The sequence below is a fragment of the Mucilaginibacter lappiensis genome, assembly GCF_050433765.1.
Classification (GTDB): domain Bacteria; phylum Bacteroidota; class Bacteroidia; order Sphingobacteriales; family Sphingobacteriaceae; genus Mucilaginibacter; species Mucilaginibacter lappiensis_A.
On record NZ_JBNPWP010000001.1, the window covers coordinates 296,263 to 310,500 of the forward strand.

The window sequence follows — 14,238 nt, forward strand, 5'->3', positions numbered from 1 at the left end:
AGTTCGTATGAAAAGTTGTATAAGATTTCTCTCTACGTTCGAAATGACAAGGTTTTTTGTTCCAGAACCGCGCTTTGTTTAATACCATTGGTCACCGGTTCATAACCATTGGTCAAAATAATTTTACCCGGCCGCTTACGGTTGCTTCTTTTGATCAAAAAAAGAAACAACATGGAAACCACACAACGTCAAAGCTACCTGGACTGGTTAAGGATCTTCTCCATAGCAGGTGTATTAATTCTTCATTCGGCCATGCCTTATGCCGCTGGCGAAACCTGGCATATCCGCAATAAGGAAACCAGCGATCTGTTTACTTATTTCATTGCTTTTTTACACTTGTTCAGGATGCCGCTGTTGTTTTTTATCAGTGGTACAGTAAGTTATTACATGATGCAGCACCGCAGCGCCTTGAGTTTTATTGGGTTACGTTGCACCCGTTTACTTATCCCTTTGCTGGTAGGGATGTTCATTATAGTGCCTCCGCAAATCTACATGGAACGCTTAACACAAGGCTTTACAGGCAATTACTGGGAATTTTACAAAACCGTATTTGAGTTTAAACCCTATCCGCTGGGTGGAAGTTTTAGCTGGCACCACCTTTGGTTTATCGCCTACCTGTTTATATACGACCTGGTGTTCGCTCCATTTTTTATGTGGATGATATCTGATAAAAGCAACAATGTTAAACAGGCCCTGCATCGCTTAAGTAAAGGCAAGCTTGTATATCTTTTAGCTATTCCATCTATCATATGGTATGCGCTGCTAAGCAAACGACTCCCCGAAACCGGCGACCTGGTGCATGACCGCTGCTATTTTGTTTACTGGCTGCTTTTTGTGCTGGCTGGTTTTATATGTATCCTAATTCCGTCGCTAATGGATAGTTTGCAGCGTAATCGTCGTTTTGCCATAAGTATTGGTTTTGTGAGCCTGATGTTGTACTATTATGTATGGTTTAACGATGCAAAACTTCCGTTTGTGCCTGATGCTATATGGCCGCTGTTTTCCGCCGCTTTACGCCCCGTTATTGCATGGGGTTGGGTGCTGGGCTTTATTGGATATGGCAAACAATATCTTAACCGTTCGCATCGCATCTTGAATTATTTAAATCAGGCTGTGTATCCTTTTTATATCCTGCATCAAACAGTAATTGTTATTTTAGCTTATTACATTACCCGCTCGGCTGGCGATACTGTTATCATGAAATACATTTTTACTATAGTTGTTACTTTATTTATTACCATGGGTATTTTCCATTTTTTTGTGAAGCCATACCCAGTGATCCGTTTCCTGTTTGGTATGAAGCCCTCAAACGGCGTTAAGAAAAAAGTTGCAGTAGCCAATAAAGTGCTTACCGTAAAAGAACCATTAACAGAAGTTGCAATTTAAAGTGATGACAAGGCAACGATTTTTAAGATCTATTTTTCCGGCAGCATATGGATTGCTCGTTTATGCTACAATCAGGTTGTTGCAGGATACCGAAAGTGGTTTCCATTTCTGGAACAGGCCACTGCTGCTTAATTCTCTGGAGGCTGGATTAAGCATAGTGGTAGGGTACTTAAATATATATATGATCAACCGCGTTTGTGATCATAATGACCAGCGCCAATCTGAGCATAAATTAACTTCATCATTACTATGGCGTGAAATATTACTGCTCGCAGGTATGAATACGCTGGTAGTCAATTTAATATTTACCCCAATGGCGTCAGTTACAGATGATGGTTTATCATGGAGCGATCTGGTTAGTATTAATGTAGTACCGCTGTTATATGTTCTTATTTATTATGGGGTTATTCGTAGTGGCAAGTTTTTAAAAGCGTATGTTCAGCATCAGCTGCTTGTTGAAAAACTGACCAACGACCAACTGGAAACCGAACTTAAATTTTTAAAAGCACAATATCATCCGCACTTTTTGTTTAACGCGCTAAATACCATTTACTTTCAAATGGATGAGGATGTGCAAGGGGCCAAAAAAAGTACAGAATTGCTATCCAGCTTGTTAAGGTATCAGCTTTATGACCAGCAACAGCAAGTCTCTATAAGGCAGGAACTGGAGTATCTCCAAAATTACATCCAGCTTCAAAAGATCAGAGCGAGTAAAAAAATGAACTTGAATGTATATTTTGATGAACTGTTGGCTGATCAGCAGATTTACCCGTTACTTTTACTGCCCCTGGTTGAAAATGCGTTTAAATATGCAGGAGGAAAATATGGAATTGATATTACTGCTAAGGTGAGCAATGATGTTTTTGTTTTTTCCGTCTCCAACGATGTTCCTGCCCAAATGATATCTCCGGATAATTATAGCGGTATTGGGCATGAGAATTTGAAACGGCGCCTGCACTTGCTTTATCCTGAAAAGCACAGGTTGGTAGCCGGCCGGCAGGGAGATCGTTATATAGCAGAACTGGAATTAAATTTTTAAAAGGATGAACCCGATCAGTTGCATTATTACCGATGATGAACCTTTTGCCCGGAAAGGCCTGGAGGGATATGTACTTAAAACCGGCTTTTTTGATTTGAAAGCACAATGCGAAGATGCTATGGAGCTTGGTGCGGTGTTAGCACAACAACCGGTCGACTTGCTTTTTCTGGATATTCAAATGCCGCATTTAACTGGTGTCGATTTTATAAAATCGTTACCAAATCCGCCTAAAGTGATTTTTACTACAGCTTTTAAAGAATATGCAACCGATGGTTTTGACCTTGATGTACTTGATTATTTACTAAAGCCTATTTCTTTTGAGCGTTTTATGAAAGCGGCTTTTAAGGCTAAAGATTATTTTGAGCTCAGGAACAATAGTAATGATGCCGATTACCTGTTTGTAAAAAGCGAAGGAAAGCTTGAAAAAGTGGTGTTTGATGAAGTATTGTATATAAAAGGTATGGAGAACTATGTAGAGATCCATACTTTAAATAGAAGAATAATTACGCATAGCACTTTAAAAGCACTGGCTGACAAACTGCCTCAGCGTAAATTTTTACAAACGCATAAATCTTATATTATTGCGCATAGTAAAATTACTTCTATTGAGGGAAACATGCTAAATATCGGCCAACATCAGGTACCTATAAGCAGGCAATTGAGGGAACAGGTAATGCATTCACTCATCAACCAAAACAGACGTTGATTTATTTAGTCAGTTCCTTTTTCATTAGCAGGTCAGTTTGCTTATCGTTACCTAACATGAACGGATGGCTGCTAAATACCTTAAAACCGTTTTTCTCGTAAAAACCAATGGCTTTATGGTTATGTTCCCATACACCAAGCCAAACATATTGAAGGCCCTTATCCTGTGCTGTTTGTATAGCGAAGTTTAATAGCTGATAACCAATTTTTTTGCCATGATGTTCGGCCACTACATAAATACGTTCTACTTCAAGGGATTGGCTTTCCTGGAGTTCGGTTTGGGCGGCATTTAAATTTATTTTGATATAACCGGTAATCTGGTCATCAAGCATAGCAAAATAAAAATATGAATCAGGATTGTTAAGCTCGTCTTGTATTTTTTGTTGAGTAAACGCGGTTGAGGCGTAGGCCTCCATGTTTTCCGGAGCATTTAAATGCGCAAAAAAATCAAAAAAGGTTTTTCTGCTGAATGTAAGCAAGGTATCCGCATCAGCTATTGTAGCCTTTTGTAGGGTGATAATATTATCCGTCATTGGGTTAATTAGGGATATGAAAATACTTAGTCAAATTGTTCCTTGAGGCGCACCAGGCGGTCTATCATCAGGTTAAGCTTTTCTTCCTCATTTTTAAACATACGTGGCTTTAAATAAAACGTGGTGAACAAAAACCATATAATTATTGAACCATAAGTAAGGAGTTTAAACGGTAGAGAAGAGGTTGACAGTACTTCTGCAAAGTATAGTGCAAGCCCCGTACTGATCAACAATATATAAATGTAATAGAACCAGCCGATAATTTTTGTTCTTGTCTTTTGGTAGGCCTTTAAGCCGTCAAGGTATTCGGAGGGATTAAGAGTGGCATCGCGCTTGCTTAGTATATGGTAGTGCCTTACAATGAGCGACAGGTACATGAGCATGGTGACCAACACAATTAAAATACCCACTGTAGTGACCCACGAGTTAAAGGCCAGGAAAAATGTAACAACAAAAGCAAATACAGCTATTGCTGCCATGGCTATAATAGTCCAGTACAACCTTGTAGTTATGCTGCGAATCCCCTTCTTTACCTGCTTCAGCACCTCATCCACTGAAAGCTGATCTGGTTTTGGCTGTCCCTGCCAAACCGACATCAAATGATCAAAGTCTTTCATACTGGTTATATAATTCTGTTAGTTTTTGTTTTATACGATAAATCTTCACCCTCAGGTTCCCTTCTGATATGCCCGAAATTTCAGCTATTTCGGGGTATGGCACTTCATCAAGCACCATTGTTATTATAATTCTTTCTGATTCTTCCAATTTTGATATACACTTATACAGCAAAGCCACCTTCTCGTTTTTATCCGATAGTTCTTCCCTTTTTGTTTCGGCTATTTGCGGAGTAAGCTCGTCTTTAGCCTGTCGTTTTTCTGATCGTAAGTAGGTTAAACAAGTATTTACGGCAATGCGGTATATCCAGGTTGATATCATAGCCTGGTTTCGGAATTTTTCTAAATTTTGCCAAACTTTTAAAAAGGTTTCCTGCAACAGGTCATTGGCGGCATCATCATCGCCGGTATAACCATAGCATAAATGGAATATCTTTTTAGAATTAGCTTCATATATTTGCTTGAATGCTGCTTCTCTGTTGGCCACTGTGTTAATAGACTTTTAAATTTAGATTACATTTATACCTATATGTTACAACAGATAATCATTCTTTTTAAACCATCCGAGTTTTTGTTCCGCATCAGCTATTAAGGTGTTATAGCTCTCCGCATAATCAAATTGCAGGTCCTCATGCAGCTTAATTATCAAATTACGCACTTTTTCTACCTGTCGGGTTAGTATTAGCCTGATGGGTTTATACGATGTGCGCCTGTCGGCATATTCCAGGTAATTATCGCAAAAATTAAGGAGTAATTCAATTTCGGCCTGTTTTGATCCTGCAAATTTGGTGTATTTGCTTAGCAACCTCAATATTTTTCGCATCCCTTTTGCAGCATGATAACTTAGGGCCGGCAACTGGCTAAACATAAAACCGGCCTCGGCTTTAACCTTTTCAATAAAAGCAGCTTCATCATAAGCTTCAAATAATAAATAAGCCAGCAGTTCTTTATTCTCTTTTTTATAACGTACCAAACGGAGCAATAATTCAGTTAACTGTTCATGGGGCAAATGCTGAATTTCTTTTTTTATATGCTGTAATCCGTAAGTAGTTATGCTCATGTGTGTTTAAATATTTTAGCAAAATAATTGTAGTTTAGCGCCCTGCAAACAAAGTTGATGAAAAAAAAAAGCAAACTAACTCTCTATATCTTTATCGCACTCGTATTTGGTGTAATAACAGGATACATTTACAATGTTCGCGTAATTAATGGCATCAATGTAAATATCAGTACTGCCGATGCTAATATAAAAGCCATAAATGTAAAATTGGTTTTATTAAATGATAGTACTACTGCAGATTACATGGCGCTTAAAGCCCAGAAAGTACAACAATTAAAGATCAGTAAAGATAATAATTCTATACGTGAGGATAAACTGGAAGGTTTTACCATTTTAAGTGATATATTTTTAAGACTCATTAAAATGATTGTGGCCCCACTTGTTTTTACCACATTAGTGGTGGGGGTGGCCAAGGTGGGGGATATTAAGGCTGTTGGCCGTATTGGTGGTAAAACCATGTTATGGTTCCTGAGTGCTACAATGGTTTCCTTGTTGTTGGGAATGCTTTTAGTAAACCTGTTTGAACCCGGAAAAGTTATGCACTTACCATTGCCTAACAGTTATTTAAGTACGGGGATTAAAAAATCGGCATTATCATTAACCGATTTTATAGCGCATGTTTTTCCAAGAAGCTTTATTGAGGCCATGGCCAATAACGAAATATTGCAGATCGTGGTGTTCTCCTTGTTTTTTGGTGTAGCTACCGCGGCTATAGGTGAGCAGGGGAAGATAGTTATTAAAGCTATGGACGCCATTGCCCACGTTATATTAAAAATAACAGGCTATGTGATGAAGGTAGCGCCTTTAGCCGTTTTTGGGGCTATTACAGCCGTAGTTGCCAAACAGGGTCTTGGAGTATTATCCACTTATGGCATTTTTATAAGCGAGTTTTATTTTGGACTGATACTGCTTTGGGGAGTCATTATTTTTGCCGGATTTGTGGTATTGCGCAAGCCTGTATTTAAATTGGTAAGTAATATAAAAGATGCCATGCTGATCGCGTTCAGCACATCAACAAGTGAGGCTGCTTATCCAAGGGTACTTATTGAATTGGAGCGTTTTGGCTGCAGTAATAAAATTGTAAGTTTTGTATTGCCGTTGGGTTATTCGTTTAATTTGGATGGCTCTATGATGTACATGACCTTTGCCTCCCTGTTTTTGGCACAATCATATGATATTCATTTATCCTTCGGGCATCAATTGTCAATGCTGCTGGTATTAATGCTTACCAGTAAAGGTGTGGCGGGTGTTCCGCGGGCTTCGCTGGTGGTAATCGCGGCTACTTTATCTATGTTCAATATCCCCGAAGCCGGTTTGTTCCTGTTGATAGGTATTGATCCTTTACTGGATATGGGCCGTTCAGCAACAAACGTTTTAGGTAATGCCATGGCTACCGCGGTTGTAAGTAAATGGGAGGGGGAGCTGAAATAATTAGCAACATGAAATTAAATAAAAGCGTCATTGCGAGGAACGAAGCAATCCCCGATAAGCAGGTCAATCATGCATATATGCTCTGTATAGCATAGAGATTGCTTCGTTCCTCGCAATGACGCTTAAAAGAAAATAAAACACAATAACTAATTCAATAATTAAAACATGTCTGATCGTTCTAAAAAAATATTTTTTGCGTTAACCATCATTGTCCCATTTTTATTGTACTGCTTTTATTATTATGGCATGATGATTAAAAATGCGCCATACCGGTTTTCGGATTTTGATTCCATGTCTATTCAATATGGCCCGGTTGATAGCCTGGTTAATAAATACGATTCAAAAACCGGGAACTATCAATACATTGATAGAAGAGATTCTTTGATAAAGATGCACCTGCGACTTACTAATGATGATTTGCTTTATCTGCACCGCAAAGCTGCCGACCTCGGTTTCTGGGATTTCCCATCGAATGAAGTTGCTGATAGTGTAAAGGCAAAAAATAAGTCGATACGCTATGTAATTGAATTTAGATACAAGAAAAAAAGTAAAAGAGTTGTGTTTGACAGTGATTTTGCTGGCGACCCTAAATTAGTAGACGCTAACATAACCCTGATCAAAGAAATAAAGCAAAGTTTATTAACTGCCGAAGAAAGACAGAAAAAATAAAAGTATGGTGTATTGTTTATTAAATAATCAATCCCTATATTTGCACCTCGAATTTTAAAACAATAATTAACAAACATGTACGCAATAGTAAGTATAGCCGGACAGCAATTTAAGGTTGCAAAAGACCAGCAGATCTTTGTACACAGGTTACAGGGTGATGAAGGCGCTAGTATTGAATTTGACAGTGTATTGTTAGCAGAAAACGAAGGTAAATTCAAATTAGGTTCTGATTTGAAAGGTGCTAAAGTATCAGCTAAGATCGTGTCTCATTTAAAAGGTGATAAGGTGATCATTTTCAAAAAGAAAAGAAGAAAAGGTTACAAAAAGAAAAACGGTCACCGTCAACAATTTACCAAGATCGAGATCACCGGTATTACATTATAATTAAAGTTTAAACCGAGCCGATTGATCGGCTCATAAAAGATATTAACAATGGCACACAAAAAAGGGGCCGGTAGTTCCAGAAACGGCCGCGAGTCGCATAGCAAACGTTTAGGTATCAAAATTTTCGGTGGTCAGCCAGCTATTGCAGGTAACATCATCGTTCGTCAGCGTGGTACTAAACACAACCCAGGCGTTAACGTAGGCATAGGCAGGGATCATACATTATTTGCATTAACTGATGGGCATGTAGTTTTCAGAAAGAAAGCTGATAACCGTTCATACGTTTCTGTAGTTCCGTTTGAAGCTGAACCAGTTGTTGAAGTTGCAGCACCTGCACCTAAAGCAAAGGCAGAAAAGAAAGTTGTTGAAGCACCAGCTCCGGTAGCAGAAGTTGCTGAAGAAGCAGCTCCAAAAGCTAAAAAGACAGCAGCTCCAAAAGCAAAGAAAGAAGCAGCAGCTGATACTGAAGAAGCTACACCAGCTGAGTAAGTTTAGGTCGATAGATATTAAAAAACCCGGATCAATTTGATCCGGGTTTTTTTTGTGCCAATTGGTCATGCTGAACAGGTTTCAGCATCCCATAAGACAATTAACTATTCATATTGTACAGCCTTGTATGAGGGATGCCGAAATAAATTCGGCATGACTTTACGACTTTACTGGTTTTAATTCTAATACTCCCTTACCAGTAAACTATCAGCAAACTGTCTCAGGTACTGTCTGCGTTCTTCGGGCAGGTTTATATCGTCCAATGCGTTAAATGCCCGCTCTGCATAGGTTTGCATGGCTTTTTCTGCATGTTGCCTTATTTGTAGTTGGTTGTATATGTCAGTTACCGCAGTCACTTTATTCTGCGCATCAAATTGTCGTGCGGTTAGCCAGTTGTTTAACTCGTTAGCTTGCTGGCCTTTAGCCAGTTCAAGCGCTTTGATGAGCAGGTAAGTTTTTTTATTGGATATAATATCCCCGCCGACCTGCTTGCCAAATTTATCAGGATCGCCGTAAACATCAAGTATATCGTCCTGTAACTGAAAGGCTATGCCCAGGTTTACGCCAAAGCTGTATAGTAGATCCGCGTCGTTTAATGCAGCACCGCCAATAATGGCGCCTATTTTTAAGGTACCACCCAATAATACCGCTGTTTTAAGGCGTATCATATTCAGGTATTCATTAATGCCTACATTATTGCGCTCTTCAAAGCTCATGTCAATCTGCTGACCTTCGCATACCCCCGTGGCTGTTTCGTTAAATACATCCATTACCGGGCGTAAAATGGCGTCCCGAACCTTCATCATCAACTTGTTCGATTCTACCATCATGGCATCGCCGGAAAGGATGGCTACATTGGCGTTCCATTTTTCATGTACAGTTACCTGACCGCGGCGCAATGGTGCCTTATCCATAATATCATCATGCATCAGCGTAAAGTTGTGAAATACCTCTATTGCCAAAGCAGGTTCGACCGCACTTTCAACATCGCCGCCAAAAAGATCACAAGCCATGAGCAGCAGGGCAGGGCGCAGGCGTTTACCGCCCAGGGCCAATATATAACTTATGGGTTCATATAACTCCGCAGGGGATTCAGGAAAGGTAAGTTTATCAACAGCTTCATTTATTAATACCTGCAGATCTGTAAGTTTCTTCATTTTATTAGTTAAATAGTTGATTGGGTTGATCAAGCGAGCGGTTAAGCTAACTTATGGCAACCAATCAACTAACGTATTACTCCTGTACTAACGAAAAATCAATTTGCTTTTTAGTCAGGTCAACATTTTTTACCCTGATACTCACTTCATCGCCCAGTTGATAGATCTTCTTTTTACGCTGGCCAATGATAGCATAATTTTTCTCGTCCAAAGTATAAAAATCATCAGATATATCACGCAAACGGATCATGCCTTCGCATTTATTTTCAATGATTTCTACATACATGCCCCATTCGGTAACACCAGATATGATGCCGGTAAATATATTGCCAACCTGATCTTTCAAATATTCGGCCTGTTTGTATTTTACCGATGAACGCTCGGCATCAGCTGCTTTCTTCTCCATTTGCGAACTGTGCGAACACAGTTTTTCGTAATGCTCGGCATTGGCAGATTGACCTCCATTTAAATAATGAAACAGGAGCCTGTGCACCATTACATCAGGATAACGGCGGATGGGTGAAGTAAAATGCGTGTAATGGTCAAATGCCAGACCGTAATGGCTGGTGGTTTTGGTGGTATAAATAGCCTTAGCCATTGAGCGGATAGCCAACTGGGTAAGTACATTTTGTTCCTTTTTGCCTTCCACATCTTCCATCAGGTAGTTTAAGGATTTGGCAGTTTCCTTGTCAGATTTGGTGTTGATCTTATAACCAAACCTTGCGGCAAACTGGGCAAAATTGGCTAATGCATCTGGTTTAGGCGAATCATGTGTACGATATACAAATGTAAATTTATGCTTGCCTTTACCCAGTTTACTCACATATTCGGATACCTTACGGTTGGCCAAAAGCATAAAATCTTCAATCAGTTTGTGCGCGTCTTTGCGTTCTTTAACGTAAACCCCAACCGGTTTACCCTGTTCATCCAGCTTAAATTTAACCTCTGTAGCTTCAAAGCTGATGGCGCCATTTTTAAATTTACGTTCGCGCAGTTTGTAGGCCAGTTCATTTAGTTTTAATATTTCATTTACAAAATCGCCTTCCTTGCTTTCAATCACTTCCTGAACTTCCTCGTAGGTAAAGCGCCTGTCTGAATAGATAATGGTTTTACCATACCACTCGTTAATTATAAAGGCGTTCTCATCAAGTTCAAATACTGCCGAAAAACAAAGCTTATCTTCTTTGGGACGTAATGAACAAAGACCATTTGACAGTCGCTCTGGCAGCATAGGGATCACCCTATCCACTAAATAAACAGATGTGGCGCGTTCCAGCGCTTCTTTATCCAACGCAGAATCAGGAATGATGTAGTGCGATACATCGGCAATGTGCACACCTACTTCATAATTACCGTTTTCTAATTGTTTGAATGATAGCGCATCGTCAAAGTCCTTGGCATCAAAAGGGTCAATAGTGAAAGTTGTAATATTCCTGAAATCGCGTCTTTTGGCTATTTCTTCATTGGTAATGATGTCTGAAATTTCTTCGGCATCATGTTCAACCTCGGCCGGAAACGAAAGAGGGAAGCCATATTCAGCAAGAATGGCGTTCATTTCCGTGTCGTTCTCGCCCTGCGCACCTAATATGTGCTTAATACGACCAATTGGGTTCTTAGCTTCGGTGGGCCAGTCGGTAATTTCTGCAACTGCTTTTATCCCGTTTTTAGCCCCATTCAACTCGCTGATAGGGATAAAAATATCGTGCATCATTTTGCGGTCGTCGGGGATGAAGAAGGCGAAGCGCTCCGATAGTTTTACAATACCGGTAAACTCCATTTTGGCACGCTGTAATATTTCAATTACTTCACCCTCCTTGCGTTTGCCTTTGCTTTTGGCATATACGTATACCTTAACCCTGTCGCCATTAAGGGCGTTACGTAATTTACGTGGAGCTATAAAAATATCGCTTTCAAACTCGTCATCAGTTACAATAAAGGCAGAGCCATCATTTGTCAGGTCAACCTTACCTTCAATAAATGTTTTTAATTCAAGTAACTGGAATTTTCCGGGTGAAAGTTCTTTAAGGACAGATTTTTTAGCCTCGTCCTTTAATATATCAAATATGATTTCGCGCGATTCTGGGTCGCGAACGTTTAATTTAGCAGAAACTTGTTTATAATTTAGTGGCGTATTGCCGTTTTGTTCAAATATGTCAAGTACCATTTGGGTAAGTACCTGAACTATGGAAGAATTATTTTTCTTTTTAGACATACAAAAGTATTTGCCCAAAGATACGGAATTTCAACGTTAGGAGATTGGGGTGAAAAGTGCATAAGGCAGATCACATATGTCCCGTTTTATCCTTGCGGTATAGAAGCTATTAACCTTTTTGTATAATCCTCTTTAGGGCGATAGTAAATATCATCAGGATAACCTGTTTCCACTATTTCGCCCTTGTTCATCACCATCATACGGTCGGATATGTGTTTGATCACTGCAAGGTCATGGGAAATGAAGATATAGGTAAGCTTAAACTCCTGCTGCAATTCGCGGATGAGGTTAAGCACCTGGGCCTGTACCGATACATCAAGTGCGGATACTGATTCATCGCAGATGATGAATTTAGGTTGAAGTGCCAATGCTCTGGCAATAACTATCCGCTGCCTTTGCCCGCCCGAAAACTCATGTGGATAACGGTTAAAATGCTCAGGCAAAAGATTTACCCTTTGCAATAGCTCCAATACCCTTTGCTTACGTTTGGTATTGTTGCTGTAAAACTGGTGTACCTGCAAAGGTTCCATTAGTGATTGCCCCACAGTTAAACGTGGATTTAAAGAGGAGTACGGATCCTGAAAAATGATCTGTATATCGCGTCGTATCTCCCTGAGGTCGTTTTTTTTAAGCTTGCCCAAGTCGGTACCTTCAAAGCTTACGTTGCCAGCCGTGGGCTCTATTAAACGTAAAATGGTGCGGCCCAAAGTGGTTTTCCCGCAACCCGATTCCCCAACCAGGCCAAGTGTTTCGCCGGGATATACCTCAAAACTAACATTATTTACGGCCTTAACCACCTGCCCTGACGGGCCAAGCAAACCGGGATTGACCGGAAACCAGGTTGATAGCTGATCTATCTTTAATAATGGTATTTGTTGATATAACTCCTTTTTTCTTTCGGCTATTTCAGCCTGGGGGTAGTTATATAAAGCCCTGATGCTTTCAATAGTAGTTGATTGTGTATTTACCGTGCCATCAACATCAAAAAAATCAGCAATAACCGGGAGTTTTTTTAAATGTTGATTTGGCGAAGGTCTGCAGGCCAGTAATCCTTTGGTATAAGGATGCTGCGGATTGGTAAACAGATCAGCTACTGTGGCTTCTTCCACAATTTCGCCTTTGTACATAACCAAAACACGGTCGGCAATTTCTTTGATCACCCCCAAATCATGCGATATAAATATCAAACTTCTGCAGCTGGTGTTTTTGAGGTTGACTAAAAGCTCAATAATCGCTTTTTGAACCGTAACATCCAGCGCAGTGGTAGGTTCATCGGCTATCAGGATCTCCGGGTTACAGGAAAGTGCCATGGCGATCATTACCCTTTGTTTTTGCCCGCCGGATATTTGATGCGGGTAGCTGTCAAATATAGCTTCGGGGCGGGGGAGTTGAACTTCATTAAAAAGTTCTAAAGTTTTCTTTTTAGCTTCAGCTTTACTTACACCCAGGTGCAGTTGAATAGCCTCTGTAAGTTGAAAACCGCAAGTCAGTACAGGGTTGAGCGAGGTCATGGGCTCCTGGAAGATCATGGCCATTTGGTTGCCCCGAATGTGGCGCATATCCTGCTCAGGCAGGTTAAACAGGCTGGTGTCATTTAATAACACCCGGCCATCAATCACCGTTTGATCAGCATTCAGTAAGCGCATGAGTGCCAGTGAAGTTACTGATTTACCAGAGCCCGATTCGCCAACTATACCAATGGTTTCGCCCTTTTTTAAATTGAATGATATGTTTTTTACTGCTTTAAATAAGCCGTTCCTTGTTTTAAAACTAATAGACAGATCCTTTACTTGCAGCATTATTGACCAATTATGGTAATAAATTCATCTTTTATTAAATCTTCGCCACGATACCGCCTTAGTAATTGTGCTGTAGCTACTACGTCTTTTTGACAATAGGTGCATATCCTGTCTAACTGGTTCTCGTTCCAGTAAACATGGCCAACCATACTGCCGTCAATATCATCTTTTGGGGTTGGTATATCAAAAATAGCGGTAAGCAGGTTTAGGGAAGTATAACTTTTATAATCACCAAATTTCCATAATTCCAAGGTGTCTAAATGAACTACTTCCCAGGGCTTTTTGCCTGCAATTTGTAATTGAGGCGGAAATGGTAAACCATTGATCAATAACCGGCGACAGATATACGGAAAATCAAACTCCTTACCGTTGTGCGCGCATAAAACCAGGTTTGCTGGCTGACTAAATAGCAAAGCCGAAAATTTGGTTAGCAATTCCTTTTCATCATGCCCGGCAAATGATTTTATTCTCAGGCCGGTATCTTTCCCGCCGGTAAATATCCCAGCTGATATACAAACTATCTTGCCAAATTCGGCCCAGATGCCCGCGCTTGTGTAAAAATTTTCAGCTGTATCATCCTTGCGCTGGTTCTTTGATTTAAGTTCCCATAATTTTTGCAGATGCTCAGGCACTTGATCATGACTGCTGTATTGTGGTACAGTTTCAATGTCAATCACCAATAAATTATGCAGATCATACTGTTCAAGCATGTAGATTCAAATTTAAGAGGCAATATAATTATAGTTTTTAGTTTTGAGGG

The 14,238-nt window shown here is 40.0% G+C and carries 15 protein-coding genes; 7 read left to right on the forward strand and 8 right to left on the reverse strand.

The features are described from left to right. Positions 1–171: 171 nt before the first annotated feature. The 3 genes from M2273_RS01390 to M2273_RS01400 are packed head-to-tail and all read left to right on the forward strand — an operon-like array spanning position 172 to position 3,131. Positions 172–1,386, forward strand: a complete 1,215-nt coding sequence (locus tag M2273_RS01390) for an acyltransferase family protein (protein WP_429392036.1) — start codon at positions 172–174, stop codon at positions 1,384–1,386. A 4-nt stretch (positions 1,387–1,390) separates the two neighbouring features. Then, positions 1,391–2,425, forward strand: coding sequence for a sensor histidine kinase (locus tag M2273_RS01395; RefSeq protein ID WP_429392038.1), 1,035 nt, complete (start codon positions 1,391–1,393; stop codon positions 2,423–2,425). Positions 2,426–2,429: 4 nt separating this feature from the next. Continuing rightward, positions 2,430–3,131 (forward strand): LytR/AlgR family response regulator transcription factor, encoded by a 702-nt coding sequence (locus M2273_RS01400; protein WP_429392040.1) that lies wholly within the window; start codon positions 2,430–2,432, stop codon positions 3,129–3,131. Position 3,132: 1 nt separating this feature from the next. Here the strand turns inward: M2273_RS01400 and M2273_RS01405 are convergent, their stop codons facing one another. Genes M2273_RS01405 through M2273_RS01420 form a run of 4 tightly spaced genes read right to left on the reverse strand, consistent with a single transcriptional unit; the run spans position 3,133 to position 5,337 of the window. Further along, complete coding sequence (locus M2273_RS01405) at positions 3,133–3,663, reverse strand: GNAT family N-acetyltransferase (protein WP_429392043.1); 531 nt, start codon at positions 3,661–3,663, stop codon at positions 3,133–3,135. Between the two features lie 26 nt (positions 3,664–3,689). Beyond that, positions 3,690–4,280, reverse strand: coding sequence for a hypothetical protein (locus tag M2273_RS01410; RefSeq protein WP_429392046.1), 591 nt, complete (start codon positions 4,278–4,280; stop codon positions 3,690–3,692). Beyond that, a complete protein-coding gene (locus M2273_RS01415; RefSeq protein WP_429392048.1) occupies positions 4,267–4,764 on the reverse strand; it encodes an RNA polymerase sigma factor in 498 nt (165 codons plus the stop codon). The genes M2273_RS01410 and M2273_RS01415 overlap by 14 nt, the downstream gene beginning before the upstream one ends. A gap of 45 nt (positions 4,765–4,809) precedes the next feature. Further along, positions 4,810–5,337 carry a hypothetical protein gene (locus M2273_RS01420; RefSeq protein ID WP_429392049.1) on the reverse strand — a complete coding sequence of 176 codons (528 nt, stop codon included), beginning with the start codon at positions 5,335–5,337 and terminating at the stop codon, positions 4,810–4,812. Positions 5,338–5,394: 57 nt separating this feature from the next. On the opposite strand from M2273_RS01420, the gene M2273_RS01425 reads away from it, so the two are divergent. From M2273_RS01425 to rpmA, 4 genes are all read left to right on the forward strand, one after another. Further along, a complete protein-coding gene (locus M2273_RS01425; RefSeq protein ID WP_429392051.1) occupies positions 5,395–6,768 on the forward strand; it encodes a dicarboxylate/amino acid:cation symporter in 1,374 nt (457 codons plus the stop codon). Positions 6,769–7,014: 246 nt separating this feature from the next. Then, complete coding sequence (locus tag M2273_RS01430) at positions 7,015–7,437, forward strand: hypothetical protein (RefSeq protein WP_429392053.1); 423 nt, start codon at positions 7,015–7,017, stop codon at positions 7,435–7,437. A gap of 75 nt (positions 7,438–7,512) precedes the next feature. After that, positions 7,513–7,821, forward strand: a complete 309-nt coding sequence (gene rplU, locus M2273_RS01435) for a 50S ribosomal protein L21 (protein ID WP_090467954.1) — start codon at positions 7,513–7,515, stop codon at positions 7,819–7,821. A gap of 48 nt (positions 7,822–7,869) precedes the next feature. Continuing rightward, positions 7,870–8,310, forward strand: coding sequence for a 50S ribosomal protein L27 (rpmA, locus tag M2273_RS01440; protein WP_429392055.1), 441 nt, complete (start codon positions 7,870–7,872; stop codon positions 8,308–8,310). Between the two features lie 182 nt (positions 8,311–8,492). Here rpmA and M2273_RS01445 read toward each other — a convergent pair whose 3' ends face one another. The 4 genes from M2273_RS01445 to M2273_RS01460 form a co-directional block, all read right to left on the reverse strand. Beyond that, the gene (locus tag M2273_RS01445) at positions 8,493–9,467 is read right to left on the reverse strand and encodes a polyprenyl synthetase family protein (protein ID WP_429392058.1); all 975 of its coding nucleotides are present in this window, start codon (positions 9,465–9,467) and stop codon (positions 8,493–8,495) included. Positions 9,468–9,543: 76 nt separating this feature from the next. Further along, a complete protein-coding gene (gene rnr / locus M2273_RS01450; RefSeq protein ID WP_429392060.1) occupies positions 9,544–11,679 on the reverse strand; it encodes a ribonuclease R in 2,136 nt (711 codons plus the stop codon). A gap of 86 nt (positions 11,680–11,765) precedes the next feature. Then, positions 11,766–13,478 (reverse strand): ABC transporter ATP-binding protein, encoded by a 1,713-nt coding sequence (locus M2273_RS01455; RefSeq protein ID WP_429392063.1) that lies wholly within the window; start codon positions 13,476–13,478, stop codon positions 11,766–11,768. Next, positions 13,478–14,188, reverse strand: a complete 711-nt coding sequence (locus tag M2273_RS01460; protein WP_429392065.1) for a 3'-5' exonuclease — start codon at positions 14,186–14,188, stop codon at positions 13,478–13,480. Before M2273_RS01460 ends, M2273_RS01455 begins: the two co-directional genes overlap by 1 nt. Positions 14,189–14,238: the final 50 nt, after the last annotated feature.